The sequence below is a fragment of the Polaromonas glacialis genome (genome assembly GCF_000709345.1).
Taxonomy (GTDB): Bacteria; Pseudomonadota; Gammaproteobacteria; order Burkholderiales; family Burkholderiaceae_C; genus Polaromonas; species Polaromonas glacialis.
In genome coordinates this window covers 21,372-44,470 of record NZ_KL448327.1, presented here as the reverse complement: position 1 = coordinate 44,470, position 23,099 = coordinate 21,372, and the positions used below count along the sequence as shown (strand labels likewise).

26 protein-coding genes, 1 tRNA gene and 3 pseudogenes are annotated in these 23,099 nt (G+C 61.3%); 13 read left to right on the top strand and 17 right to left on the bottom strand.

The annotated features are described in order from the left end of the window. Positions 1–7: 7 nt before the first annotated feature. The gene (locus tag EC86_RS0124530; RefSeq protein ID WP_029528395.1) at positions 8–568 is read right to left on the bottom strand and encodes a recombinase family protein; all 561 of its coding nucleotides are present in this window, start codon (positions 566–568) and stop codon (positions 8–10) included. A 139-nt stretch (positions 569–707) separates the two neighbouring features. Here EC86_RS0124530 and EC86_RS0124525 point away from each other — a divergent pair, with 139 nt between their 5' ends. Next, positions 708–3,704 (top strand): Tn3 family transposase, encoded by a 2,997-nt coding sequence (locus tag EC86_RS0124525; RefSeq protein WP_029528394.1) that lies wholly within the window; start codon positions 708–710, stop codon positions 3,702–3,704. A 311-nt stretch (positions 3,705–4,015) separates the two neighbouring features. Here EC86_RS0124525 and EC86_RS0124520 read toward each other — a convergent pair whose 3' ends face one another. The 3 genes from EC86_RS0124520 to EC86_RS30450 form a co-directional block, all read right to left on the bottom strand. Continuing rightward, positions 4,016–4,579 carry a metal-dependent hydrolase gene (locus tag EC86_RS0124520; protein ID WP_051676361.1) on the bottom strand — a complete coding sequence of 188 codons (564 nt, stop codon included), beginning with the start codon at positions 4,577–4,579 and terminating at the stop codon, positions 4,016–4,018. 24 nt (positions 4,580–4,603) lie between these two features. Further along, positions 4,604–5,101 carry a HipA domain-containing protein gene (locus tag EC86_RS0124515; RefSeq protein WP_029528392.1) on the bottom strand — a complete coding sequence of 166 codons (498 nt, stop codon included), beginning with the start codon at positions 5,099–5,101 and terminating at the stop codon, positions 4,604–4,606. 172 nt (positions 5,102–5,273) lie between these two features. Beyond that, positions 5,274–5,396, bottom strand: a complete 123-nt coding sequence (locus tag EC86_RS30450) for a hypothetical protein (RefSeq protein WP_269635759.1) — start codon at positions 5,394–5,396, stop codon at positions 5,274–5,276. Positions 5,397–5,535: 139 nt separating this feature from the next. Here EC86_RS30450 and EC86_RS0124505 point away from each other — a divergent pair, with 139 nt between their 5' ends. The 4 genes from EC86_RS0124505 to EC86_RS0124480 all read left to right on the top strand — a co-directional run bounded on the left by EC86_RS0124505 (position 5,536) and on the right by EC86_RS0124480 (position 8,445). Further along, positions 5,536–5,934: a single-stranded DNA-binding protein gene (locus EC86_RS0124505; RefSeq protein WP_029528391.1), complete on the top strand. Its 399-nt coding sequence runs from the start codon at positions 5,536–5,538 to the stop codon at positions 5,932–5,934. A gap of 248 nt (positions 5,935–6,182) precedes the next feature. After that, positions 6,183–6,584: a DUF6088 family protein gene (locus tag EC86_RS0124500; RefSeq protein WP_029528390.1), complete on the top strand. Its 402-nt coding sequence runs from the start codon at positions 6,183–6,185 to the stop codon at positions 6,582–6,584. Then, complete coding sequence (locus EC86_RS0124495; protein WP_029528389.1) at positions 6,581–7,567, top strand: nucleotidyl transferase AbiEii/AbiGii toxin family protein; 987 nt, start codon at positions 6,581–6,583, stop codon at positions 7,565–7,567. Before EC86_RS0124500 ends, EC86_RS0124495 begins: the two co-directional genes overlap by 4 nt. 518 nt (positions 7,568–8,085) lie before the next feature. Then, the gene (locus EC86_RS0124480) at positions 8,086–8,445 is read left to right on the top strand and encodes an H-NS histone family protein (RefSeq protein ID WP_029528388.1); all 360 of its coding nucleotides are present in this window, start codon (positions 8,086–8,088) and stop codon (positions 8,443–8,445) included. A 226-nt stretch (positions 8,446–8,671) separates the two neighbouring features. Here EC86_RS0124480 and EC86_RS0124475 read toward each other — a convergent pair. Continuing rightward, positions 8,672–8,748, bottom strand: a tRNA-Met gene (locus EC86_RS0124475). A 208-nt stretch (positions 8,749–8,956) separates the two neighbouring features. Between EC86_RS0124475 and EC86_RS29245 the strand changes: the two genes are divergently transcribed. Then, complete coding sequence (locus EC86_RS29245; protein WP_156955506.1) at positions 8,957–9,199, top strand: hypothetical protein; 243 nt, start codon at positions 8,957–8,959, stop codon at positions 9,197–9,199. Positions 9,200–9,426: 227 nt separating this feature from the next. Continuing rightward, positions 9,427–9,780 (top strand): RNA recognition motif domain-containing protein, encoded by a 354-nt coding sequence (locus tag EC86_RS0124465; protein WP_029528386.1) that lies wholly within the window; start codon positions 9,427–9,429, stop codon positions 9,778–9,780. A 329-nt stretch (positions 9,781–10,109) separates the two neighbouring features. Here EC86_RS0124465 and EC86_RS0124460 read toward each other — a convergent pair whose 3' ends face one another. The 4 genes from EC86_RS0124460 to EC86_RS0124445 form a co-directional block, all read right to left on the bottom strand. Continuing rightward, positions 10,110–10,610 carry a flavodoxin family protein gene (locus EC86_RS0124460; RefSeq protein ID WP_029528385.1) on the bottom strand — a complete coding sequence of 167 codons (501 nt, stop codon included), beginning with the start codon at positions 10,608–10,610 and terminating at the stop codon, positions 10,110–10,112. Positions 10,611–10,708: 98 nt separating this feature from the next. Continuing rightward, positions 10,709–12,310, bottom strand: a complete 1,602-nt coding sequence (tnpC, locus tag EC86_RS0124455; protein ID WP_029524734.1) for an IS66 family transposase — start codon at positions 12,308–12,310, stop codon at positions 10,709–10,711. Between the two features lie 83 nt (positions 12,311–12,393). Continuing rightward, positions 12,394–12,747 (bottom strand): IS66 family insertion sequence element accessory protein TnpB, encoded by a 354-nt coding sequence (gene tnpB / locus EC86_RS0124450; protein WP_029524733.1) that lies wholly within the window; start codon positions 12,745–12,747, stop codon positions 12,394–12,396. Then, entirely contained in the window at positions 12,735–13,142 is a 408-nt protein-coding gene (locus EC86_RS0124445) for a transposase (RefSeq protein WP_029524732.1), read from the bottom strand. The genes tnpB and EC86_RS0124445 overlap by 13 nt, the downstream gene beginning before the upstream one ends. Positions 13,143–13,608: 466 nt before the next feature. Between EC86_RS0124445 and EC86_RS0124435 the strand changes: the two genes are divergently transcribed. Further along, a complete protein-coding gene (locus EC86_RS0124435; RefSeq protein ID WP_029528383.1) occupies positions 13,609–13,992 on the top strand; it encodes an H-NS histone family protein in 384 nt (127 codons plus the stop codon). A gap of 229 nt (positions 13,993–14,221) precedes the next feature. Here EC86_RS0124435 and EC86_RS0124430 read toward each other — a convergent pair whose 3' ends face one another. Together EC86_RS0124430 and EC86_RS29240 are read right to left on the bottom strand one after the other, a co-directional pair. Then, complete coding sequence (locus tag EC86_RS0124430; RefSeq protein ID WP_029528382.1) at positions 14,222–14,665, bottom strand: universal stress protein; 444 nt, start codon at positions 14,663–14,665, stop codon at positions 14,222–14,224. A 306-nt stretch (positions 14,666–14,971) separates the two neighbouring features. After that, the gene (locus tag EC86_RS29240) at positions 14,972–15,181 is read right to left on the bottom strand and encodes a hypothetical protein (protein WP_156955505.1); all 210 of its coding nucleotides are present in this window, start codon (positions 15,179–15,181) and stop codon (positions 14,972–14,974) included. 81 nt (positions 15,182–15,262) lie between these two features. On the opposite strand from EC86_RS29240, the gene EC86_RS0124425 reads away from it, so the two are divergent. Both EC86_RS0124425 and EC86_RS30650 read left to right on the top strand, forming a co-directional pair. After that, positions 15,263–16,078: a lectin gene (locus EC86_RS0124425; RefSeq protein ID WP_029528381.1), complete on the top strand. Its 816-nt coding sequence runs from the start codon at positions 15,263–15,265 to the stop codon at positions 16,076–16,078. A 76-nt stretch (positions 16,079–16,154) separates the two neighbouring features. Next, on the top strand, positions 16,155–16,799 hold the full coding sequence (locus tag EC86_RS30650) for an EndoU domain-containing protein (protein WP_084181747.1): 645 nt from the start codon (positions 16,155–16,157) through the stop codon (positions 16,797–16,799). Between the two features lie 174 nt (positions 16,800–16,973). On the opposite strand, the pseudogene EC86_RS30250 reads toward EC86_RS30650, so the two are convergent. The 5 genes and pseudogenes from EC86_RS30250 to EC86_RS30245 all read right to left on the bottom strand — a co-directional run. Further along, a pseudogene (locus EC86_RS30250) lies at positions 16,974–17,051 on the bottom strand (integrase); the annotation flags it as partial. 108 nt (positions 17,052–17,159) lie between these two features. After that, the gene (locus tag EC86_RS0124420) at positions 17,160–18,158 is read right to left on the bottom strand and encodes a site-specific integrase (protein ID WP_029528380.1); all 999 of its coding nucleotides are present in this window, start codon (positions 18,156–18,158) and stop codon (positions 17,160–17,162) included. Continuing rightward, positions 18,155–19,096 carry a tyrosine-type recombinase/integrase gene (locus EC86_RS0124415; RefSeq protein WP_029528379.1) on the bottom strand — a complete coding sequence of 314 codons (942 nt, stop codon included), beginning with the start codon at positions 19,094–19,096 and terminating at the stop codon, positions 18,155–18,157. Before EC86_RS0124415 ends, EC86_RS0124420 begins: the two co-directional genes overlap by 4 nt. Beyond that, on the bottom strand, positions 19,093–20,343 hold the full coding sequence (locus EC86_RS0124410) for a tyrosine-type recombinase/integrase (RefSeq protein ID WP_156955504.1): 1,251 nt from the start codon (positions 20,341–20,343) through the stop codon (positions 19,093–19,095). Before EC86_RS0124410 ends, EC86_RS0124415 begins: the two co-directional genes overlap by 4 nt. Before the next feature lie 123 nt (positions 20,344–20,466). Further along, positions 20,467–20,800 (bottom strand): annotated as a pseudogene (locus EC86_RS30245) (tyrosine-type recombinase/integrase); the annotation flags it as partial. A 203-nt stretch (positions 20,801–21,003) separates the two neighbouring features. Between EC86_RS30245 and EC86_RS0124400 the strand changes: the two are divergent. The 3 genes and pseudogenes from EC86_RS0124400 to EC86_RS0124390 all read left to right on the top strand — a co-directional run. After that, a pseudogene (locus tag EC86_RS0124400) lies at positions 21,004–21,297 on the top strand (IS21 family transposase); the annotation flags it as partial. A gap of 67 nt (positions 21,298–21,364) precedes the next feature. Then, on the top strand, positions 21,365–21,889 hold the full coding sequence (locus tag EC86_RS0124395; RefSeq protein ID WP_029524731.1) for a transposase: 525 nt from the start codon (positions 21,365–21,367) through the stop codon (positions 21,887–21,889). Next, the gene (locus tag EC86_RS0124390) at positions 21,886–22,536 is read left to right on the top strand and encodes a DDE-type integrase/transposase/recombinase (protein ID WP_051676359.1); all 651 of its coding nucleotides are present in this window, start codon (positions 21,886–21,888) and stop codon (positions 22,534–22,536) included. Before EC86_RS0124395 ends, EC86_RS0124390 begins: the two co-directional genes overlap by 4 nt. Positions 22,537–22,547: 11 nt before the next feature. On the opposite strand, the gene EC86_RS0124385 is transcribed toward EC86_RS0124390, so the two are convergent. Continuing rightward, the coding region (locus tag EC86_RS0124385; protein ID WP_029528375.1) for an integrase core domain-containing protein at positions 22,548–23,099 on the bottom strand (552 nt) is incomplete at its 5' end.

Sequence of the window (23,099 nt, the reverse complement as noted above, 5' to 3'; positions counted from 1 at the left end):
AACACGGTTAAGGAATTTTGTTGCGCTGCAAAAGACGCGAGATGGTCGCGGGATGGACGTTGAACAGTCTGGCCGCTGCTGCTGCGGTTTTCTGACCCGTGTGGACCAAGCTCACGATTTCTTCTTGCTGGTCGGGCCTGAGCTTGTGGCGTCGCCCCCCAAGCCGACCTTGCTTGCGCGCTTCATCGAGACCGCTGCGCGTGCGCTCGCGAAGCATCGCGCGCTCGAACTCGGCAAAGCTTGCGACGATTTGCATCATCATGCGACCTCCGGCGGAGGTGGTGTCAATCGCTTCGGTCAGACTGCGAAAGCCAGCCTGCGCCTGAGCAATTTTCTCCATCAGGCTGAGCACATCCTTGAGAGAGCGTGACAGGCGGTCGAGCTTCCAGACCACCAGCACGTCACCCTTGCGCAACTGCGCGAGCAGGCGATGCAACTCCGGCCGGTCCCACCGGCCACCCGAGGCCTTCTCCCGAAATATCAGTTCACACCCGGCTGTTTTTAACGCGGCAATCTGTGCCGCCGTTTCCTGATCCTGGGTTGAAACGCGTGCGTAGCCAATCAGCATTGGTGCATAAACCTATTGCAAATGAATTCTATTTTGCAATACATTTGTGCAACACACAATGCCTTGATGGGCGGTCCTTCAGTCATCGTTGCGCAAACGAAGGTTTGTGCAACGCTCTTGAACTTTTCTTCTTCCTCCGATGCCCGTCCAATTCCTCACTCCCGAACAGCGCGCCAGTTACGGTCGGTATGCAGACGATCCGAGCGCCGATGAACTGACGCGCTATTTCCACCTCGATGACGCTGACCACCTGCTGATCAGCGTCAAACGCGGAGACCACAACCGGCTGGGATTTGCGCTACAGCTGACCACGGCTCGATTTCTCGGCACCTTTCTCGAAGACCCTGTTGACGTACCTGACGCGGTCGTGCAAACACTCGTTCGGCAATTGAGTGGCACCCATCTTGAGCAGCTGGCGCGCTATCGCAGCGCGAACCAGCGATGGGAACACACCATGGAAATCCGGTTGAAATATGGTTTTCGTGAATGGGGCGAGCCTACTGTGGGTTTTCGCCTGAGCCGCTGGCTCTATGCCTTGAGCTGGACCGGCACCGAGCAGTTGGGCGTCCTGTTTGACCGCGCAACCACCTGGCTGCTTGCACACAAGGTGATTTTGCCGGGCTGCACGACCCTGGAGCGTTTCGTGTCCCGCTTGCGCAGCCGCGTCGAAGATCGGCTGTGGAAACGGCTGGGACGGGGCATCACGGACGAGCAACGCTCGCGCCTGGAAGACTTGCTGACGGTGCCAGCGCCCGGTCGCAGTTCGTGGCTCGATAAATTGCGATCCGGCCCCATGCGCATCAGTGGCCGGGCACTGGTGAAAGCCATCGTGCGCCTGCAGCTGGTGCGTGATTTGGGCATCAAACTGCCTGCGACGGGTGTGCCGCCGAGCCGACTCGCCTCCCTGGCGCGTTTTGCCGGCGCCGCTAAGGTCACGGCCATCAGCCGCCTGCCTCCCGTGCGCCGCCTGGCCACGCTGGTGGCATTTATCCACTGCCTGGAGGCCAGCGCGCACGACGATGTGATTGAAGTGCTTGACATGCTGCTTCAGGAATTTTTCAGCGACGCCGTCAAGGCCGACAAGAAAGCGCGGATGCGCAGTCTCAAGGATCTCGATCTGGCTGCCACCGTGCTGGCCACGGCATGCCGGACTTTGCTCGATCCGGACCTCGCTGATGACGATTTGCGTGACAGCGTGTTCGCGCGCATTTCGCGCGAGCGACTGACACAGGCGCTCGCAAGCGTCGACGCATTGGTGCGCCCGCCCAATGACGTGTATTACGGCGAGCTCAATGCACGGTATCGCGCCGTACGGATTTTTCTGCCGACCCTGCTGCGGCACATCCGGTTCGGCTCCAGCCCGGCAGGCGAGCCTGTGCTCGCCGGCTTTGAGTGGTTGCAGGCACGCGAGAGGCGCATCAAGCCAGCGCCGCCAGCGCCGCAAGAGGTGATTACGAAGCCGTGGCAGCGCCATGTCCTGCGCGAGAACGCCAGCGTGGATCCCCGCGCCTACACATTCTGTGTGCTTGATGGGCTGCACAAAGCACTGCGCCGCCGGGATGTATTTGTCAGTCCGAGTTGGCGCTATGCCGATCCCCGAGCCGGACTGCTTACCGGCTTGCAATGGGACGCCGCGCGGCCCATTATTTGCCGTAGCCTGGGACTCTCGGCCGACCCGGTGCCCGCTTTGGCTGCCCTGAGCGCAGAGCTGGACCAGACCTACCGTGCGGTGGCCTCTCGCCTGCCCAATAATCCTGCCGTTCGATTCGAAACCGTGGGCGACAAAAAGGAACTCGTCCTGAGTCCGTTGGACAAGCTGGAGGAGCCGGCGTCCTTGATCGCCCTGCGCGAGGCAGTCGTTGCCCTGCTGCCTGAAGTTGATTTGCCGGAAATCCTCCTGGACATATCCGCCCGCACCGGGTTCACCGACGCCTTCACGCACTTCACGCAGGCCACCGCACGGGCAGACGGTCTGAGCACCAGTCTGTGCGCGGTGCTGCTGGCCCAGGCCTGCAATACAGGCCCCGAACCATTGATCCGTTACGACGTGCCCGCGCTCAAGCGCGAGCGGCTGGCCTGGGTGGATCAGAATTACCTGCGCGACGACACCCTGGCCGGCGCCAATGCCCTCTTGGTTGCCGCGCAGAACCGCGTGGCATTGGCCCACGCCTGGGGTGGTGGCGACGTGGCATCAGCCGATGGGATGCGTTTCGTGGTGCCGGTGCGCACCGTGCATGCCGGCCCCAATCCCAAATACTTCGGTTTCGGACGGGGCGTCACCTGGTACAACCTGCTGTCCGACCAATGTTCGGGCCTCAACGCCATCACCGTACCCGGCACATTGCGCGACAGTCTGGTCTTGCTGGCAGTCCTTCTGGAGCAGCAAACCGAGTTGCAACCGACCAAGATCATGACCGACACCGGCGCCTACAGCGATGTGGTCTTTGGACTGTTTCGCTTGCTGGGTTATCGTTTCAGCCCGCGCCTGGCTGACATCGGTGGCACGCGCTTTTGGCGCATTGATCCAGACGCAGACTATGGCGAGCTCAACTCGCTTGCCCGGCACAGCGTCTCGCTTGGAAAAATCTCGGCGAACTGGGATGACCTGTTGCGACTGGCCGGCTCCCTCAAGCTGGGCCGGGTGCCTGCCACGGGCATCATGAGAACGTTGCAGGTGGGGGACCGGCCGACGCAACTGGCCCTGGCGCTGGCCGAGTTGGGCCGCATCGAGAAAACGTTGCACACCCTGAACTACATCGATGACGAGAACCGGCGCCGGGTCATCTTGCGTCAGCTCAATCGCGGCGAAGGACGCCACAGCCTGGCGCGCGACGTGTTCCACGGAAAGCGCGGCGAGCTGTGCCAGCGCTACCGGGAAGGACAGGAAGATCAGTTGAGCGCGCTCGGTCTGGTGGTCAACATCATCGTGCTGTGGAACACCCTCTACATTGACGCGACGCTTGGCCAGTTGCGCCGGGAAGGCTTCCTGGTGCGCGATGAAGATGTCGCGCGCTTGTCGCCCTTCATCCATGAGCGTCACATCAATCTGCTGGGGCGTTACTCCTTTGCAGTGCCCGAGGCGGTCACCCGAGGAGAGTTGCGGCCCTTACGAAATCCCAATGAGCGCAACACTTAACCGTGTTTTACGTTCCATTGCTCCCTAAACCCCAATAGCGCCCAATGAAATTGCATTTACAACAAACATAGCAAAAGAATCATACGCACTGCATGCCCCCTGCCAACCCCCTCCTGAAAAGCGAAGCCCGCCTTTGGTTTTCCTCATTCCCCCTTCGCTCCCCCTCAAGGCCCGGCACGGGGAGGTCGGGCAGGAGTAGGGGGTTCAAGAAGTTTTGATGTGTGAAAGTCTGTTGTAAATGCAATTACTGTCCGCCAACAGATACCGACGAACGACCGGTTTGCGCGCGGTAAAGATGGAAGCACCGGACCTCAAAGCTTCAGGGCGCGGTGTTCGCTGGCCACGAACGCGGGCACGAATTTGATGAATGTCACTGCGCCAACACTGTCAAAAACAAGCGCGTCGCCCAGCACGGCGCACAGGCCCCAGGTCAGCACGATTACCATCGATTCCAGGCGCCCGCTGCGCCACAAGCCTAAGGAATGCCGGCGAAAGATCCACGGCACACCCAAAGGGTTGGGCCAGTCAGTGAGCAAATGCATGAGGCCGCCACAAGCAAATCCAAAGGCCAAAGGAGCCCACCAAACAGCGCCCAGGTTCGCATGGCTGTAGTAGAGCAGGGCCACCCACCCAAGGCCCCAGTGGGTGATAGTCCGGTGCGTGATCCACAGGCGGTGGGTGCCGCGGCGTTTCTTCTTGCTGCGCCACCAGGCCACCTCCATCCAGTCTGGTGCCGTGCCTCCGAGCGTACCCGCGATCAACGTCAGCATGGCCAGCACAAGATAGGGGCCGCCGGCTCCGGCCTTGATCACGATGGCAGCGGCCAGCAGCCCGGCAGCCATGCCCGAGGCATGGTGTGTTTTTTGAGACGCCATTCGTATTCTTCTTGGATAGGCGGCTTATCGGCGCGTAAGGCTAAAGTGGAGGACAGGTCGAGGCCGCCAGTGAAACTCCTGGCAACGATGAATTGCGAGACGGGAAGTCATTATGTACAGGGCATCGCCTGGAGCCGGGCAGCAGCGCGCCGCAGGCCCTGGAACACCGTGTCGGCCACGTTGCGGGGTGAAGTGCTGCGGCAGGCGCGCCGACACGTCCTGGATCACGCGTTCGGTGCGCCCAATGATCTGGTAGATCACGGACTGGGCATCCTTGCCAAGACCGCAGAGCACGCCCAGGGCATTGAAGTGCCGGCGCTCGATGTCCTTGATGTGATAGTGGTGGTTTTCCCTCTGCATGGCCATGGCTATTTTTGCCTTGTGCCAGGACCTCTGGCCCTGCCCCGGGCCTTCGACCGGCCAGACAGACATGACGATGTCGAGCAGGGTCCGCCGATAGCGTCCCCCGGCCAGGCGCTGCAGGCTGAAGTTCTTGGCATGGCCGCTAGGTGCTGCCAGCACCCCAAAAGGAACTGCATGGCCACAAAAGTGCGCAGGGCTTCGGCGCTATTGACTGAATTTATGAGCACCGGCGCCATCCAAGCAAGGCGATTGCGCGCACCACGCCATGCCTGCTAGCGCTGTATTGCATCGTCACGCTGGCAGCGCAGGACCTGTTTTCGACTGGACAACTCTATCGGCGCTGCGCCGCCTGGTATCCCAAACCGCAGGCCAATTTTTCCGACACCATCGCCGCCGTGCGCCGCGAGTTGCGGTGCCACGCGTATTTTTCAACCTCGCACAGCGAAGCGGACATGGTGAAAATCCCGCGCCCCTTGGTCGATCGCTTTATCGATTCACTTTGTTATGCAGCGTAAATGGACAAAGTCCAGCTAAGCTTGCGCTATCCTTCCAGCATGCACCCGGCATGGACATCCCATAAAGAAGGCGGCTGAATGATTGAAGCGCTGGTCTCGGGCAAGGTGCACGGCCAGCCCGCCCAAAAGATTTCCAAGACGGGCAAACCGTTCGTGGTTGCCAAGGTGCGCGCCCATGCCGGCGAGGCCGATGTGTTCGTCAACGTCATTGCCTTCAGCCAAGCTGCTTGCGAAGCCCTGCTGGCGTTGAGTGAGGGCGATGCCGTGGCGCTGGCCGGCACCCTCACGCCCAAGGCCTGGACGGACCGCGAGGGCACGGCCCGCCCGGCACTTGACCTGGTCGCCAGCCAGGTGCTCAGCGCCTACCATGTGACGCGCAAGCGCAGGGCGATCGAGCGCACGCCGCCTGAGCCGTCCGAATCTCAAAAAACAAGCCGGCACGACGAGCTTGACGATGGGAGCCCGCTGGATTTCTAAGCGGCATGACTCTGGCGTTCCATTCAACTGTGCGCGGCAGCTGACGTTGGGGTCAATGCCATTGCCTGCGTACCGCGTTCATCCTTGTCCAAACCGGCGAGGCGAGGGCATTTGCTCCATCAAGTGAGGCGTTCGCGATCCTCAGACCCGATGATCGTCATGGGTGCCTGTTTTCCGTTTTATAGCAACAAGTTACCTTGAATATGCAGCGCAGGTAAAATGCAAGGAACTCACTATCTTAGGCACGCATGAACATTCTCGAACGCATCAAACGCTCCGTCGCCAACCAGGGCGATAGCGTGTTCCTGCGTGCCGAGTTCGAGCGTTTTGGCGGCCCGGCCCAGGTCGGCCGCGCCTTGAGACAGCTCACGAGTGAAGGCACTTTGGTCCGGCTCGGCCTGGGCGTTTATGCCAAAGCCAAGCCCAGCGTGCTCACCGGCCAGCCCATCCCGGCCCGGCCGCTCGAAGTCCTGGCGCCCGAGGCCTTGAAAAAACTCGGCATCGCTGTGACGCCCAGCCGTCTCACGCGGGAGTACAACGCCGGGCGCAGCACCCAGGTGCCTTCGGGCATCGTCCTGAACACGGGCAAGCGCCGCGTCGCCCGCAAACTGAGTTTCAACGCCCAGGCCGTCCAGTACGAGCGCGCATGAGGGCCTTGCGTCCGGAGCAGCTCGAACTGATCGACGCCCTCGTCGCGCAAACCCCGTTTGGGGGCATAACCGCCGGCCTGCTGGAAAAGGATGAACACCTGACCGATGCGCTGCGGGCTCTGTTTGCAATGCGGCTGGACGGCATGCATCTCGCGTTTTGTGGCGGCACCAGCCTGTCCAAGGCACACGCCCTGATCGAGCGCATGTCAGAAGACGCCGATCTGAAAATCGTGCTGGCAGCACAAACGCCGCCGCTCTCCAGGACACAGTTGCGCAGGCGGTTGTCCGAACTCAAAGGCACTGTTTCCGAGACCCTGGCCGGCATCGGCCTGGTTGAGGACCGGAGCCAGGCGCGCACGCTCAATGAGAACCGCTACTTCTGCAGCGAATGGACGTATGCCCGTCACTATGGCTCTGTCACCGGCTTGAGGCCGCACCTGCAAATTGAACTGACCGTCCGCGCTCCGGTGCTCGTCACCGAGCTGTGCCAGATTGGCAGCCTGGCCGACCAGCTGGCCGGTCGCCAGGACCACACCTTCGCCGTTGCCACCGTGGCCGTCGCGGAAACGGTGGCGGAAAAAGTCTTATCTTTCCTGCGCCGCTACGCCCAGCACCGGGCGGGCCTGCTGCCGCACGCGTGGGACACCGCCCTGGTGCGGCACATCTATGACGTTTATTGCGCCCATGTCCGCCATCCGGACATCGTTGCCACGGCCTCCCGGGCGTTTGCGGCACTGGTCGCTGGCGACCAGAAGGAATTCGGCGGCCAGTTCCCCGATTTCGCAGCCGCCGCGCTGCCGGTGCTCTCTGGCGCGCTCAAGCAGGCCGGCGCCAACCCGACGATCCAGGCCGAGTACACCGGCAATCTGCTGCCCCTCATCTACGGCCGCCTCAAGCCCGATTTTGCTGAAGCTTTTGCCGGCTTTGAAGGGGTAGCGTTGGCGCTGCTGGCAACGCTTGATCAACCATCGATCAATAAATGATGCTGTTCTTCAACTGCAGCCGTGGCGGCAGGCCGTGATCGCCCGGCAGTGCGCGCGCAGTTCGATCTTGATCAACCGGTCGATCTGCGCGATGGCCACGTCGAAAGCGCAGGCCCCCCAAGGCGCTAAGGCAAGGAGGTTCCAAGTTGTTCGCGTTTCTTGTGGATAACTTTGTTGATGAGGGGACAAAAATCCTTCCAAAGCCACACAGGGCGCGGCTTTGGCAAGGCTGCCTGTATTTTACGCAGTGCTGCGGGTCAAGAAATGCTTGTCACCGCGTCCAGGGCATCCTTGACGGCAACAAAACACCCAGGAGTTGATGGCTGCCTGCTGACCATGACGGGAGTCGCGCCAAGTGTGCGTAACGCGCGCTTTTGATGGCCGGTCTCATTGAACTTTGGCGCCTGTTCGCCGATGCGTCAAAGCGCTCGAGGAAACTGGACAACGAAGGCGCGCGCGCTCCCCAAGCGCATTAGCGCAGTAGGATGGGCGCTGATAAAACTTTAGAAAAACTCAACATGAATGAACTCGTCAAGCTCCGCCAGCAAATTGCCGACCTGGAAAAGCAGGCCGCTGAACTGCAGAAAAAGAACCGGCCCGCCGTCCTGGCCGAACTGCGCGAACTGATGGCCGCCTACGGCATCACGGCCGAAGAGTTGAGCCGCCCGGCATCCAAAACTGCCCGGCCCAAGGCGGCGGCCAAGGCAGCAAGCCCGTCCAACGGCAAGAAGCCGGCCGCGCCATCGCCTGCAAAATACCGCGGACCGCAAGGCCAGACGTGGACCGGCCATGGCACCGCGCCGAAGTGGCTCAATGAGTTGGTGGCGGTCGGCAATACCCGGGACGATTTTCTCATCCGCCAAGACACGCCAGCGTAAGGCCAGGTTGCAACACAGGCATCACAGACGGTTTAAATCGGGCCGCTTTGGCATGCCTGGCGTCAAGCCGGCTTGTTACAGAGCGCTCACTTTGTGGCCGGCCCAAGTGAAAGCGGTGAAGGTAGGCACCCCTTGGCAAAACCGTTTGAATTGCAGTGCATGCCAGGCAAGCTGCCCGCCAAACAAAAAAGCCCCAGCACATGTGGATGCGCTGAGGCTTTTGTCTTGGTTGCGCGGGCAAGATTTGAACTTACGACCTTTGGGTTATGAGCCCAACGAGCTACCAGGCTGCTCCACCGCGCGGAAATTTCGAAAGCGACTTGCCCCTCAAAGGTTTGAGCGCTGTCGTGCTTGTGATGCTGTTACTTCCCAGCACAGGGCATCTGCATGATGGCTCCATTGTACGGCAGCACAGGGGTTGGTTTTTCATCGCCTAAAAACCCAACGCCAGCGATGACACCAGTGCCTAGATGGTCGCCGGCTAGCTACCAGCAGGGCAGTCCGCCAGGGCATGAAAGCTTGGGTCGGCGCGCACTGCAAGCTTGCTGCGGCAGGCTTGATGCGTCACAACCACGACACGCGCCGTCTCCAAGAAGAACATTTGCCTCCCGGTGGTCCAACCACCGGACTTGCCCAGCAAAAGCATCTGGTTGCTGCGCGCCAGCAAAAACAGGTCAATTTGCGCGCGGATGAAAGCGCTGAACGTTCATGGACAGCCCGTTCAGTATTGATCATGAGACTCAATGTTTGGTGATTTTGACGGGGCCGTGCGTTTCTACCGCTGGACACGCGTGTTGCGCGCCGGGAATGCGATGACCCAGAGCTGGGCTGACGCATAATTTGAAATGTGCGGGTGCCAAAGCATTCGCGCAAAGTCAGGTGATCGGCCAGTTTCGCAGGTGACGGCGCTACTTTTCGGATGTGTTGTGCTCTCCAGACCCCCATCGCCTTTGTGTTTATGTTTTTCGAGGAATCCCCTTCATGGGCAACAAACTATACGTCGGCAATCTGCCTTATACGGTACGTGATGAAGACCTGCAGCAGTCGTTTGGCCAGTTCGGCGCGGTCACCAGCGCCAAAGTCATGATGGAGCGCGACACGGGACGCTCCAAAGGATTTGGCTTTGTCGAGATGGCCAATGATGCCCAAGCGCAAGCGGCCATCAGCGGCATGAACGGGCAGCCTCTGGGCGGGCGCAGCATCACTGTGAACGAAGCCCGTCCGATGGAGGCACGTCCTCCACGCACCGGCGGCTTTGGCGGTGGGGGCGGTGGCGATCGTTCTGGCGGCGGTGGTTACGGCGGCGGCGGTGGTGGTGGTCGCGGCGGCTACTAAGCCCTTCACCCCCCGGTCAACAGTCAAGATGGCGTTGACGCCAGCAGCCCTGGCCTTGCGCTAAGCAAACCACAAAAGGCTTCAGAACTTCGGTTTTGGAGCCTTTTTTCCGTCAAAGGGCAGTCTGATACGACCCTGAGTGCAGCAGGCCGAGCGAACATAGCGCTTTCAAGCCGTCTGCCAGCAGTTGGACCGAATGGGCATTGAGAAGGTTCATCTTGCAAGGCAAAGCAGAAACTCCTCACAGATAAAAGCTCAAGCCAGCTCTCCATGCATCACGATCAGCTGGGTGCAAGCGTGCAGCGGGCGGCGCCTGCTCGCCTGCTCTTTCAGAACACGCCCAGCGCCAGACCCGCGGCCATGGCCTCGCCCAGCGTGCGGCAGCGCTCCAGGTCACCGGCAGAAATGTGCTTGGGCGCCAAAATGGCTTGCGCCGTCTGCGCATGCGTGCACACGATCAGCGGCTCGGCAATGGGCTTGAGGCGCCAACCCGTGGCGATGCGCTCGATCTGCCTGGCCGCATTGCTTCCATCGCTGCCGGCGCAGACCAAGCTGGCATAGGGCCGGCCGCCGGCATGGTCCAGCACAGCGTAGTAGCTGCGGTCGAAGAAGTCCTTGAGCTGACCGCTCATGGCCGCAAGGTTTTCTGGCGTGGCGAAGATCATGCCGTCGGCCGCCAGCACATCGTCGGGGCCTGCTTGCGAGGCATGCAGCAGCCGGACCTCGACGCCGGTGTCCGTCAGGGCTCCGGCGCACGCTGATTCGGCCATCTGGCGCGTGCCGCCAGTCATGGAGTGGTACACGATCAACAGGGACTTGGGTGCGCTCATGCCCTCAGCATAGACCGTATGCGGTCAATTAACAGCGTACCTTGCGCCGCTGGCCGGGGTGTGATTGAAATGGCTGAGGAGCGTTGCCCGGCCGCTGCTCAGCGGCCGGGCAATGTAATGCGCCAAGGCAGTAGCGCCTCGTAGTCGTCTGCCGTTTGCGCGCTGGGCAGCGCGGTGAGCAATGCGCGCAGGTACGCGTAGCCGTCGACGCCGTTGACCACGCAGGTCTGCAGCAACGAATACAGGTTGGCGCTGGCCTGTGCGCCGGCTACCGTATCGCTGAAGAGCCAGTTGCGTCTTCCAATACAAAACGGACGAATCGAATTTTCGGCAGCATTGTTGTCAATCGGGTAGGCGCCATCGGTGACATACAGCGCCAGCTTCGTCCATTGCGAAGCCAGGTAATGCAGCGCCTTGCCCAGCAAACTGCCCGGCAGCACGGTGTGCACGTTGGCCAGCAGCAACGCCTCTATCTGGCCAAGCACGGGCACGCTGTGCTGTTGCCGCTGGACCAGCAATTCCTGGGGAGGAAGCCGGTGCTCGCGTGCGCGCGACTCTACCGCATACAACTGGGCGATGAGCGCGAGAAACCGCGCAGCGAGCTGCTCGGGGCCGCGCGCATTCCTGGGCAGCGCCTGCAGCGCCTCATGGAACCCGCGCCTGCAATGCGCCCAGCATCCCAGATGCACGAGGTGGTGCGCCTGCGCGATGGCGTCATAAACCGCGTAGCCATCCGTCATCAGCACGCTGCCTTCTTGCACCCCGGCATACAGGATTTGTGCGGCCGCCGTGCTGCGCGAGGGCGCGTAGCCAAACAGCCGGATGGGTGGCCCCGCTCCCTGCACCCCGGAGCACGGGGTTGTCTGCACCCACATGTAGCTTTTGGACTGCGCGCTTTTGCCGGCTTCTTTGAGTACCTGCACATGGGTTTCGTCGCCATGGATGAGGGGCGAGTCCAGCAAATGGTCGCGCAGCACATTGATGATGGGCTGCACCTCCCGGCCCACGCGCACGACGCTGGCGGCCAGGGTGTTGCGCGCCAGGTCGCCGCCGCCAAAGCGCGAGAGCAGCGCCGTCTGGCGGTACAGCGGCAGGCCGTCGCAATACTTCGACGTAATCACCCAGGCCAGCAGGCCTTCGCTGAACAAGCCCTTGGGGATGATTTGCGCCGGCTTGGACGCCAGGCGCAAGGCGCCATCGCAGCAGGGACAGGCATATTTGACGCGTTCATGGCGAATCACGCGAACCTGCTGGGGAATGATGTCGAGCTGCTCGCTGGTCTCCACGCCAATTTCCACCAGCGCCGTGCCATCGTGCGGGCACACCCGCTGGTCTTCGGGCAGTTCGTGGCGCACCACCTCCCGGGGCAAGGCCGCATCGAGCGGCTTGCGTCCGCGCGGCACGCGCTGATGGGCGCGGACCTCCTGGCTGCCATCTTCGTGGCCGTCGCAAGTGGCCGGTTCGCTGGCCGCGCCCAGCGCCTCGGCCTCGTTGAAGAACAGGTCCCTTTGCTGCGGGCTGCCCGCTTCGCTGCGGGCGGCAAAGAGCTTGCGCATGAACTGCTTGAGCCGCTCCTGGAGCAGGTCACGCTCGGCGCGCACCATACGCAACTCCCCCGCCAGGGCGTCGCTGCGCTGCAAAGCCTGCGCCAGCGCCTCTTTCAAGGCGTCTATTTCTTGGGCATCAGGCACAGCGAGCATGCCCGTTTAGACAAGGCGGCGCGGGTGAAAGTTCCCAAAAATCCGAGTCTGAGCCTTGCCTTCCAAGCCAGAATTTGTCCCCCTTACGCTGCGCGCTCGTAGCGCACGGCCTGGTGTCCGCGCAGGGCCTGGATGTCGATACCCTTGAGCAGCCAGTGCAGCTGCTCCACGCTGAGCGTCACGACGCCGAGTTCGCCTCGCGGCCAGATGAAGCGGTCCTTCTCCAGGCGCTTGTGCAGCAGCCAAAACCCGTTGACATCCCAGCCCAGAATCTTGATGCGGTCGCGCCTGCGGTTGGCAAAGACAAACAGTGCCTGGGCAAACGCGTCCAGGCCCAGGCCATGCTCGACCAGGCTGGCCAGACCGTTGATGCTCTTGCGAAAATCAATGGCCTCCTGGTGCAGGTACACCGCACGGGTGGCGTTCAGCGTGAACACGCCAGTGTGCCCAGCAGTTGCAGCACGGGCGCCATCGCCTCCAGCGGGACCTGGCCCACATCGAGCGCCACCCCGTTGGGCAGGCGCACGTGCAGGCAAAGTGCGACTGGTGCGGTTGTTGCAGCCGGCGCTGCCGGCTCGCTAACCTGCACGGCCACGAAAGCCGCTGGCGACGCCAGCGCTTTGCCATGGTTGGGCTGGCCTGACTTGGCAATCCAGGTGCGCAGCAAATTGGCGTTGATGCCGTACAGCATCCCCACGCGCGCCACCGACACGCCAGGCTTGAGGCATTCGTCAATTAGCGCCTGCTTGGCCAGCGGGTCGTAAGTGCACCGTCCGTCGCGTTTGCGCCCGACCACCAGCCGGGCCAGCAACTCTGCGTTCATCTCTGTCATAGGTGTCCATGTAGTTGTAGATGGACACATAGCATCATCGAATCAGCTCACGAATAAAAGGGCGTGGTTCGCGGACCGCTTACCATAGACCTGCACAGCTTATCCGTAATGCCCTGCCATGCACCGAACTTGGTCACGCCCGTAAACGGCTTCACATGACTGATCACAGGGAAGGCTGTGAAGGCTGTGAATGCACCGGCAAAAGCGGCCTGGCCGCCAGCATGATCGACATCGATCCCATCGCGCATTTAGCGCATGCCAGACAGCCGGGTGCAAGACGTTGAAGCGGCCGCGCAAAAGCCGTCGGCGATGCCGATCTTCGTCTGTAGAGCCTTGTTGCATTCAGCCCATCAAGTCCCCATCGCCCAGCACGCTGACCAGCCTGCAGCAGCAGGCTCTTGACTGACAAGGCTCACCGTTCAGGCGCAGTACGATAGGCGCTGTATAACTTTAGAAAAAATCCAACATGAACGAACTCGTCAAGCTCCGCCAGCAAATCGCCGACATGGAAAAGCAAGCTGCCGAACTGCAGAGAAAAAGCCGGCCCGCCGTACTGGCCCAGCTGCGCGAGCAAATGGCCGCCTACGGCATCACGGCCGAAGAGCTGAGCCGTCCGGCGCCCAAAGCCAGGCCCAAGGCAGCCCCGGCCAAACCGGCGAGTCCGGTCAAGGGCAAAAAACCCGTCGTGTCCTCGCCCATCAAGTACCGCGGCCCAGAAGGCCAGGGCTGGACCGGCCGGGGTACTGCGCCCAAGTGGCTCAACGACTTGGTGGCCGCCGGCAATACGCGGGAGGATTTCCTGATTCGCAATGATGACGCGGCAGCTTCCGGCAGCGCAGCAGCCGAGTAAAAAATCCGGCAAGCCTGGGACTTGCTTAACTTGCTCAGCGCCAACTGGGCAAGATTGAACCGCCTTGATAAAGCCGGGACATCGCCCTGGGGAGCTTGTCATATTCACACGTCCACGCCTGGCAGTGGCTTTACCCAGCTGAAGCTAATCCTGGCGCCAGGTCACGACAAGCTACCCATGTCCTTCTGGACCTCCAACTTCCGAAATGAGCGCTTGGGATCCACTGTCCTTAGCGCAGCACCAGCACGGGAAGCGTGCTCTCGATGATGACGTTCTTGGTGTGCGAGCCGAACACGAATTTCCCCACCCGGCTTCGCCCGTGCGTGACCATGACAATCATGTCAGCGCCGGCTTTTTGGGCCTCGTCAACGATGGTCTCATCGACCGAGTAAGAAGTCACATGGTGGGCGGTGAACTGAACCCCTTTGGCCTGGGCGCGCTTTTCAAACTGCCCGAGCAGGGCTGCGGCGTGCGCTTCGTTTTTGGCTTCATGGTCCTTGATGCGATGGATGAACTCGTCACCGCGCGGGGCGTTCGCAGAAAGCGGCAGATCGGGCTCGACCACAAAGCCCGTGATACGGGCGCCCAGTTGAAGGGCAAGTTCAATGCTGCCATCCATCGCACGGTGGGAAAGCTCGGAGCCGTCAACGGGCACAAAAAGATGCTTGTACATGGGGTATGAATCCTCAACAAAGGAATACCAATGAACGCCTGTGATCAAACTCCAGGCGCTGCTTTATAAGTTCAGTGTAGCCAGTTCATGATGCCTTGATACACCATGGTGAAGCGGCAGCGCCGGGCAGCGCAGCCTTAAAGGCAACATGCCGCTGGCTTCGGGCCACCTTTCGGGCACTGCGCCAGGCCGGCGTGATAAACAGCACGCATTCGATGGCCCGCTTTCCAGGTCAAATCCGCTGAAGACTCGCGCCGGTAGGAAAATGGTTTGATTTACGATGCACTTCCAGGCATGGCAGGGGGTTCAAACTGGCAGAGATCGCGCTGTCGGCATGAAAAATTCATAAGCCAGGATGAACTCAGGAGCAGCAAGTGAAATTAACATAATTCCTAGTTGCGCACCGCCCGACGCGGTCCCCCACGCTACGCCGCGCGCACGAGCCTCACTGACAGGGACATCTTCGGGATTGATTTTTCCTTTCCATTCCCAGGTGGGTGTAGTATCTTCCGACATTCCTAATGCCGTAATTCTGGCTTTCGAATACCGGAAGGATGCCGGAAATTTCGCCCTCTCTATCCGGGATAGGAGTTTGTAATGAGTTTTCCTGTTCAGACCAATCGAATTCCGCTGACGATTGTGGGCGAGGTGCTACCTCCGCAACGTCAGATCGACCCGAAAGCAATCTCGCGAAGCCTGAAGGTCGTTGGGCTGAATTGCGACGACAACTCCTCGCAGTCCGTGGATAGCATGATTGCCGTCGTCAAGGCGAGCGTCCCAGCGACAGGCCAAAAGTTCCAGGTCGTTCGAGTCGTGGACCCCAATGCAATGGTGACACGGGAGAGCGGCGGCACGCCCGCCAAGCCATCAGATGGCTACAACTATCAGATTGCCAGCCCCGAGCTGGTGTCGTACGAGTCCCAACTCAACAAAGTTCTCGATAACTTCGAGCTGGTCAGTGCCAACCACCTGTACACGGTTTCGTCAAAAAATCTGAGCCAAACGGTGACTTCGACCACCTACGGACTGATTCAGGATATTTTCAAGGCCGCAGCCTCAGTGCTTGGCGAGGTTCAAGGCGGCCATATAGACCCAGTACAGGTCGCAGGTCACTTGGAAACGGTCATCACTGGCATCACCGAAACAAAAAGCAATGCGGTTCATGAAGACAACTCGGAATTCTGGTTCCTGACATCGCCAGTGGTGAAGGCCGAGGACGGCACGTCGAGCGTCAGTGAGGTTTCAGCGCTTTGGTATCACTACGTGGTCGATCTCAGCGACATCGGGGACAGCAAGAGCACCACTCACAAGGGCTCGGTGACCATCACGACCCATTCCGTTGCCTTCAGTGACATCGCCATGCTTGCACAGATTTGCACGCAAATCGACGCCCTCAAGGCAGCCCCGCACTGAGCACGAAGAGGAATACCTAGGACGTTTGACCACGCGGTCGGCAAAGCCGCAGTGCGGCACTTGGGAAGGTGTATTGATGCAAATCGCGAAACCGAGCTTGCGATCTCGCTCATGCGGGCCGACATTGATTCTGCTCGCCTGCACATGCTTCATCGGTGCTTCGCATGCGCAGCTGGTCTGCCCCCAACCACTTGACTCGATCATCAGCGGACAACCTGAGGTCTGGCGCATCAACTTGAATCACATCTTCTGCGGTGAGATTGTCAATGCAAACGGGGGCCAGGCCTCGGGATTTCACTCGCGGCCGCTGGGGGTGAATCCCGTGAACACGCAGCAGCGTGCCGTGTCTTGCCCCCCTCCGCCCGTGCAATCGAATGTGCGTATTAATCTAGGGGTAGTTTCGCCGGTCAACAACGGCATGTACAGCATGACGAACTTTTGCATCACGGCCCCTCGCAACGGCGGGGGCCCCTGGCAAACGCGAATCAAGGGCGGTTCCTCGATGTGGCCGGACGCCTGCACCCAAGTTCAAATCCTGGCAAGCATTAATCATGTGCGACAAAATGGAGGGGGGTGGGTCAATCTTTTGAAGTCCGGACCGAGTTCGCCTGCGCCGAACAACGCAAATTATTGTTTGCGTGCGGATGGAACAGCGTTCAATGTGCTCCTTATCAAGGCTGCAGGCGCAGGCAGGTTAATCTACAACGCATATCCTCAATGATAGGGCTCTGGTGCGGTTTTTTGACGCGGCCAAACGGCTAGGCGGGTATGTCGTGCCGGTCAGGCTAAAAGCACCGCGTTCGGCTTCTGTGCAGCGAAACCCGACGGCCGTCAGTACCCGCTTTCTGGCAGGCTGGCAAACAGGCGTTTTTTGCTGCCGGGCATCTACTACCGGTCAGATTTCAGTTTGCTCGGCCATTTTCAATGCATCATCAACTTCAATTCCAAGGTAGCGCACAGTGCTCTCCAGCCTATGTACATCAGTCCATAGGCTGGACTATCTCCCGCGCCGGACTATGTCCTGCCACGCGGCCGGCCTCCAATGAACCGGCATGCGCGGTTGTGGACATAGGCCGAAGGCCTACAACCCCTTCAAGAACGCCAGCAGCTTGTCGCCGGGGCGGTAGCGACCAGGCTTGCCGGTGGGAGGAGTCGTCTTGTCGAGGATCTTCTGCTTCAACTCCAGGTCGGCGTCCAAATAGACCTGGGTTGTCTCGATCGACTCATGGCCTAGCCACAGGGCGATCGCGATCTGCTCCGTGCCCTCCTGCAGCAGGTCCATCGCCGTGGTATGCCGCAGCACGTGTGGGCTGACACGCTTGCGCTTCAGCGACGGGCAGGCGTCGCTGGCTGCTGCCACGTGCTTGGCCAACAGGTACTGCAATCCGTGCGCGCTCAATGTACCGCCGCGCGCATTGGGAAACAGCGGCTGGTTTGCCGCCAGCGGCGGCTCTCGCACCCACGCAGCAAGGACGGTCCGCGTGTTCTTGCTCAGCGGTGTACATCGCTCCTTACGGCCCTTGCCGATCACGCGGACGTGTGCGCCGGTGCCTACATGCAAGTCGTCGGGTCGAAGACTGGTCAGCTCCGACAGTCGTAAGCCCGTCTGCACGGCCAACAGGATCAGTGCGTGATCGCGCCGTCCGGACCAGGTGCGTTGATCTGGCGCCGCAAGCAGCGCATCGACCTCCGGCCGACTCAGGAACGGCACCAAGGCGCGCGTGAAGCGCTTGGCCGGAATGGCCAGCACCCTTTGAATCTGCGCCGAATTCGCCGGCGCCTCGAAGGCGGCGTAGCGGAAGAATGAATGAACCGCGGTCAGGCGCAGATTGCGCGTTCGCGCCGTGACTCTTCGGACCATCTCCAGATCATCTAGGAACGCCGTGATCAGCGGCGCGTCGATGTCCTCCAAGACAAGCACCGAAGGCGCCTTGTGCAACCGCCGCTGGGCGAACTGAAGTAGCAGTCGCCACGTATCTCTGTAGGACGCGATGGTGTGCGCGCTGGCCTGACGCTGCTGCATCAGGCGCTGGGTGAAGAAGGCCTGCAGCAGCGGGGCCAGACTCGACTGGCCCGTCATGATGGATCTCCCCAGCGCCGTTCCAGCCGAGCCATCGCCTGTGCCATCAACTCCGGCCAGGCACTCAGGTACCAGTAGGTTCCGCCGACGTAGACATGGCCAAGGAAGGTCGACAGCACCGGCAGCTTGCGCGCGGGGTCGTTACCGGCCTGGTACCAGCGCAAAAGCGTCAGGACCGCGAAGCGATGCCTGAAATCGTGCAGCCTCGGGCCTTTGCTGGCGCCAAGCGCACGCAATCCCGCCTGCCGCGAGAGCATGTAGAAGGCCCGGTGAACGCGGCCGATGTCCAGGCGCGTGCCGCGGGTGGAGATGAACACGAACTGCGAAGCCGTATGACCGAGGAACTGCTCTCGACGTCGAAGGTAGTCGGTCAGGGCCGTGACGGTCGATGCGTGGATCGGCACGAGACGCCATCGACCCCGCTTCGCAGCCCGAATCGTCAGAACACCCTGCTCGAGGTCGACATCGTCGAGCTTCAAGTCCAGCGCCTCCGAGATGCGCAGACCGGTGACGCTGAGCAAACCCAGCAGGCAATGGAATACCCAGGGGCGTAGCGACGACGACGGCCGCTTCGTCGGCAGTTGCAGCGCCGCATCCAACAGGCGTTGCACTTCCTGCTCCGTGTAGATGTGGGGCCTGGCGCGGGTCGAGCGGTGGGGTAGCAGTTCCGGCGGCGGCACCTCTGTTCGGCCGTCGGTGGCGCTGCGGTATCGAGCGAAGCCGCGCACGAAGCCCAGGCGCCGGGCCCACTCAGCGGGTTGAACCGTCTGTGCCTGCTGCGCCCACTCCAGCGCCAGTCGCGCGGTGATGTACGGCGCCTGGCGCTCTTGCATGAAGGCGACGAACCGTGGCAGCACAAGACCGGCGTCGCGCATCTTGAAGCCCAGAGCGCGACGCAGTTCGAGATACTCTCTCAAGGCCTGATCAAGCGTGTTCATTGCGCAGCTCCCGGCCAAGCCACGACCAAGCACCGCAATGCTTCGATGTCGACCCTGGCGTAGATGGATGTGGACTGCTGGCTGCGGTGGCGCAGCACCTCGCCGATCTCTGGCAACGAGGCGCCGCTTTGCAGCATGCGTACGGCCAGGGCGTGACGGAACTGGTGCGAGCCGCTGTGCGGCGCATCGACCTGGGCTCGGCGCAGCGCGTAGCGCACGATCGAGCCGATGCCGTCGGAGCCTTGCAGGAGTCCGCGCACCGGCGCCATGGACCGCAAGAATAGGTGGCGGTCTTCGCAGTGGTGTCGTCCGCGCTCGAGATAGGCGGCGATGGCCTCGCCCACGTCGACGGGCATCGGCAGGATGCACTCGCGTCGAGCCTTTCCGCAAATGAGCAGCTGGCCGCGATCCCAATCGCAATCCTCCAAGCGCAATGCGATGACCTCGCGAGCCCGCAGACCCAGGCGCGCCAACAGCAACAGGACAGCGCGATCGCGAAGGCCGATCGCTGTGGTGAGGTCACAGCTGTCAATGGCTCGTTGGGCATGCTCCGCGGAGATCGCCTTGGGCACAGCCGGCGTGCATGCCCAGCTGGCCACCGCCGGCACGGCAGCGACGAGTTCAGGCACGACATCGCCGCGATACTGGGCGTATCGAAGGAAGGAGCGCAGGCCGTTGATGACGCACTTCACCGCCGGGGGCGTCAGGCGCTTGGATTGCCGTTGCACGAACCCGATGACGTCGACGGTGCCAATGGTGCTCAGATCAACAGCGCCCTGGCCGAAGCACTCAACAAGGAATTGCCGAGCGACGGTCCTGTAGCGCTCAATCGAGGAGTCCGCCAGGCCTTGCTGGTGCTGCAGGTGGTGCCCAAAGGCGGCGGCAATATCGTCGGTCGGCACCGTCGCCACGCGGGCCTTAGCGCACACGCCCAGCTCGCGCAGGTCGCCAAGCAGGTGGACCAACTCGCGTCGTTCTTGCCGCCGCGTGGAGGCACAAACGGGCTGACGCATTCGCCGCCGTCGGTCCTGGTACTGGGTGAGATGAACCTCGCTGAGATCCTCAAGATCAATTCGCTGTGCGGTTAACCAGTGGTCGAATGCTGCCGCATGCCGCGCCTTGACGTAGACGACAGCTGCAGCGTACTGCTTGTCGATCAGCGAGCTGACCCACGATTCGAAATGCGCCGCCAATGGTCCGGTGGCGCGATTGGCGAGCGCCATGGCGCTCTCATAGGTTCGTTCCAAGATGCTCTCCTTGCGGGCAACAGCGCCCAGTAAGGAGCATTGCTATGTCCAGCGACTAAGGTCGCAGGCCGTACCTACGCTTGCGGTTCCGCAAACACGGGACATAGTCCGGCGCGGGAGATAGTCCAACTTGGAATGGCCAAGAAGCAATTGCACTGCCCTAAGATTCTTTGTCCGCCGGTAAATCAAGGTTGCCTTGGTTCGCCGCATTGAATGTGTCCCGTATTCGGACGGATTCAGCCCAATCTGAGACCCAAGAATCAACGATGCGAGCGTATTGACGGGTTCCAATATGCGGGGAGTCGTGAATGCGACTGGGGAACAAGTAATCGTCCTGCCCAAGTTTGGCCTCCTTGATCCAGTCGCTAACTGCGTCGCGGGTCGCTTGTGTAATTTCGAACTGAACGGGTCGCGAGGTCTTTTGCTGCATCACGGTTGCTCGGGGCGATACGTGTTCGCTGCATATTCCGTTTCATCGTGACCGCACATTCCGGCAATGTGACCAGGGATTCCGGTCATCGTGACCGGGGGTTAAATCACAGATTCCGGCATCGTGACCGCGAATTCCGGCGATCGTGACCGATGCTCCAGTAGGCATGGTGTTGCGCATGTAAATCAACTTGGTGGGTCTGTAGCCTCTGGCAGTTTGTCAGGAGCCACATGCCTACCCCCAGGATCAACATGCGCAAACTTAAAGACGCCCTGCGTCTCAAACTCGTTGGTGAGCAAAGCCACCAACAAATAGCTACCGCCCTTGGCATCGCCAAAGGCAGCGTCACCAAATACTGCGCCCTGGCGGCGACGGTCGGTCTTGACTGGAGCGCCATTGACGCCATGAGCGAGACCGATTTGGAACACCGATTGTTCGGGTCATCCAAGGCCTGCACCTTCGCCCGTCCGGACTACGGGCGCATGCACCAAGAACTGCGCCGCAAAGGCGTCACCGTCATGCTGCCCCCGGGTGTCAGACTTGTTGTCGCGTCCAATTCTTCAATGGCTAACTGCCCGGCAACGACATTTCATGACCAGAACACCGCATTCACATCACTCCCTTGAATTTAAAGAGCAGGCATTGCTCAAAGCCAGGCATCGCGGCACGCGTTCCGTTATCAGCGTTGCCAGTGAACTCAACATGTCCGCCGGCACGCTCAGGAAGTGGCTGCAAAGCGCAAGCAAGAAAACCGGCACGATAGCCCCCCCGGTGTCCGCTGCAACTGCTGCACTGGACGGCCCGGCGTCGGCCTGGACGCCTGCACAGCGTTTGATGGCGCTGCAGCAAAGCTATGCACTGGATGACATGGCCCGGGCCAGCTGGTGCCGCGAGCATGGCGTGTTCGAGCATCAGCTGGTGCAGTGGCACCAGGCGTTTTGCACCCCTGCCGTGCCCGCTTCACGCGAGGCGAGCGGCGCCTTTCGCGAGCTGCAGCGCCAGCATGATCAGTTGCAGCGCGAACTCAGGCGCAAGGAAAAGGCGCTGGCCGAGGTGGCTGCCTTGCTGGTGTTGCAAAAAAACTTCCAGGCGCTGTTGGAGGGCGCGGACAAATGACGTCCGTCCAGCAGCGCCAAAAGTTGCTCGGCCTCATTGACAAGGCCTGCGCCGACGGGGCGCGTTTGCAACCGGCTTGCCGCCAGATCGGCTTGTCGTGCCGCAGCGTGCAGCGCTGGCAGCGCTCTGAGGCGGCCGAGGGTGACCAGCGCCCTTCAGGCAAGCGGCGCTATGCACGCCCGGCCAACAAGCTGCTTGAAGAAGAGCGCCAGGCCGTGATGGCCACGCTCAACAGCGAAGCGTTCAAGGACTTGCCGCCGAGCCAGATCGTGCCTCGCCTGGCCGACAGCGGCGTCTATGTGGCGTCCGAATCCACGATGTACCGCCTGCTGCGCCAGGAGGGCCAGTTGGCCCATCGGCGCGCAGAGCGTTCAGCGCAAAAGCGCAGCCGGCCGCGCGCCCTGGCCGCGACCGGGCCCGATCAGGTGTTTTGCTGGGATATCACGTACCTGCCAACCCAGGTGCGCGGCCAGCACTTCTACCTGTACCTGTTCGAGGATCTGTTCAGCCGCAAGATCGTTGGCTGGCAGGTGTTCGATTGCGAGAGTGCCGAGCTGGCCAGCCAGTTGCTGCGCGACATCTGCGCGCGGCACAGCATCCGCCCCGGCCAATTGACGGCGGTGGCTGTCAAGGAAGTTGTCGCCTGAAGTGAAGTGAGTCAGGCTACCTTTTGAGTGTTTCGAAGCTCCTTGATTTGTGGGTTTTCTGGGTTGAGGTGCACGACATCGACATGCGCCCACTGGCGAGCCTGTCCTGACCAGCGCTGAGGATTTTCCTGGCGGGCCCGTTCATAGACGAGCGCACGCTGCGCAAGCAGGCCTCTGTCCAGGCCGGCATGGCGCTGCGCTGGTGTTACGAAGCCGATGGCGCTGTGGCGATGCTCGTGGTTGTACCAATGGGCCAGCTCGGTGACCCAGCGCCTTGCGGCCAGCAGGTTCTCGAACGGCTTGACCGGCAGTTCGGGGCGGTACTTCAGGGTTCTGAATGCTGATTCGATGTACGGATTGTCATTGCTCACGGAAGGACGGCTGCGCGTGTGGGCGACTCCCAGGCGCTGCATGGTGCCGAGCATGGTCTCGCCCTTCATCGGCGCGCCATTGTCCGAATGCACCGTCAGCTGGCCCGGGGGAATGCTGTGCCGCGCGCAGATGTCGCGCAGCAACTGGCTGGCCAGCTCGGCACTCTCGCAATCGAACACCTGCCAGCCAAC

Coding starts and splice junctions, on each gene's coding strand:
- EC86_RS0124500 (WP_029528390.1), top strand. CDS start 6,183: ATGAACATTCTCGAACGCATCAAACGCTCCGTCGCCAACCAGGGCGAT.
- EC86_RS30650 (WP_084181747.1), top strand. CDS start 16,155: ATGCAAATCGCGAAACCGAGCTTGCGATCTCGCTCATGCGGGCCGACA.
- tnpC (WP_029524734.1), bottom strand. CDS start 12,310: ATGCTCGCTGTGCCTGATGCCCAAGAAATAGACGCCTTGAAAGAGGCG.
- EC86_RS0124465 (WP_029528386.1), top strand. CDS start 9,427: ATGGGCAACAAACTATACGTCGGCAATCTGCCTTATACGGTACGTGAT.
- EC86_RS0124430 (WP_029528382.1), bottom strand. CDS start 14,665: ATGTACAAGCATCTTTTTGTGCCCGTTGACGGCTCCGAGCTTTCCCAC.
- EC86_RS29245 (WP_156955506.1), top strand. CDS start 8,957: ATGAAAGCTTGGGTCGGCGCGCACTGCAAGCTTGCTGCGGCAGGCTTG.
- EC86_RS0124460 (WP_029528385.1), bottom strand. CDS start 10,610: ATGAGCGCACCCAAGTCCCTGTTGATCGTGTACCACTCCATGACTGGC.
- EC86_RS0124495 (WP_029528389.1), top strand. CDS start 6,581: ATGAGGGCCTTGCGTCCGGAGCAGCTCGAACTGATCGACGCCCTCGTC.
- EC86_RS0124445 (WP_029524732.1), bottom strand. CDS start 13,142: ATGACAGAGATGAACGCAGAGTTGCTGGCCCGGCTGGTGGTCGGGCGC.
- EC86_RS0124435 (WP_029528383.1), top strand. CDS start 13,609: ATGAACGAACTCGTCAAGCTCCGCCAGCAAATCGCCGACATGGAAAAG.
- EC86_RS0124395 (WP_029524731.1), top strand. CDS start 21,365: ATGACCAGAACACCGCATTCACATCACTCCCTTGAATTTAAAGAGCAG.
- EC86_RS0124520 (WP_051676361.1), bottom strand. CDS start 4,579: ATGGCGTCTCAAAAAACACACCATGCCTCGGGCATGGCTGCCGGGCTG.
- EC86_RS30450 (WP_269635759.1), bottom strand. CDS start 5,396: ATGTCCGCTTCGCTGTGCGAGGTTGAAAAATACGCGTGGCACCGCAAC.
- EC86_RS0124415 (WP_029528379.1), bottom strand. CDS start 19,096: ATGAACACGCTTGATCAGGCCTTGAGAGAGTATCTCGAACTGCGTCGC.
- EC86_RS0124425 (WP_029528381.1), top strand. CDS start 15,263: ATGAGTTTTCCTGTTCAGACCAATCGAATTCCGCTGACGATTGTGGGC.
- EC86_RS0124530 (WP_029528395.1), bottom strand. CDS start 568: ATGCTGATTGGCTACGCACGCGTTTCAACCCAGGATCAGGAAACGGCG.
- EC86_RS0124390 (WP_051676359.1), top strand. CDS start 21,886: ATGACGTCCGTCCAGCAGCGCCAAAAGTTGCTCGGCCTCATTGACAAG.
- EC86_RS0124525 (WP_029528394.1), top strand. CDS start 708: ATGCCCGTCCAATTCCTCACTCCCGAACAGCGCGCCAGTTACGGTCGG.
- EC86_RS0124420 (WP_029528380.1), bottom strand. CDS start 18,158: ATGACGGGCCAGTCGAGTCTGGCCCCGCTGCTGCAGGCCTTCTTCACC.
- EC86_RS29240 (WP_156955505.1), bottom strand. CDS start 15,181: ATGTCGGAAGATACTACACCCACCTGGGAATGGAAAGGAAAAATCAAT.
- EC86_RS0124480 (WP_029528388.1), top strand. CDS start 8,086: ATGAATGAACTCGTCAAGCTCCGCCAGCAAATTGCCGACCTGGAAAAG.
- EC86_RS0124505 (WP_029528391.1), top strand. CDS start 5,536: ATGATTGAAGCGCTGGTCTCGGGCAAGGTGCACGGCCAGCCCGCCCAA.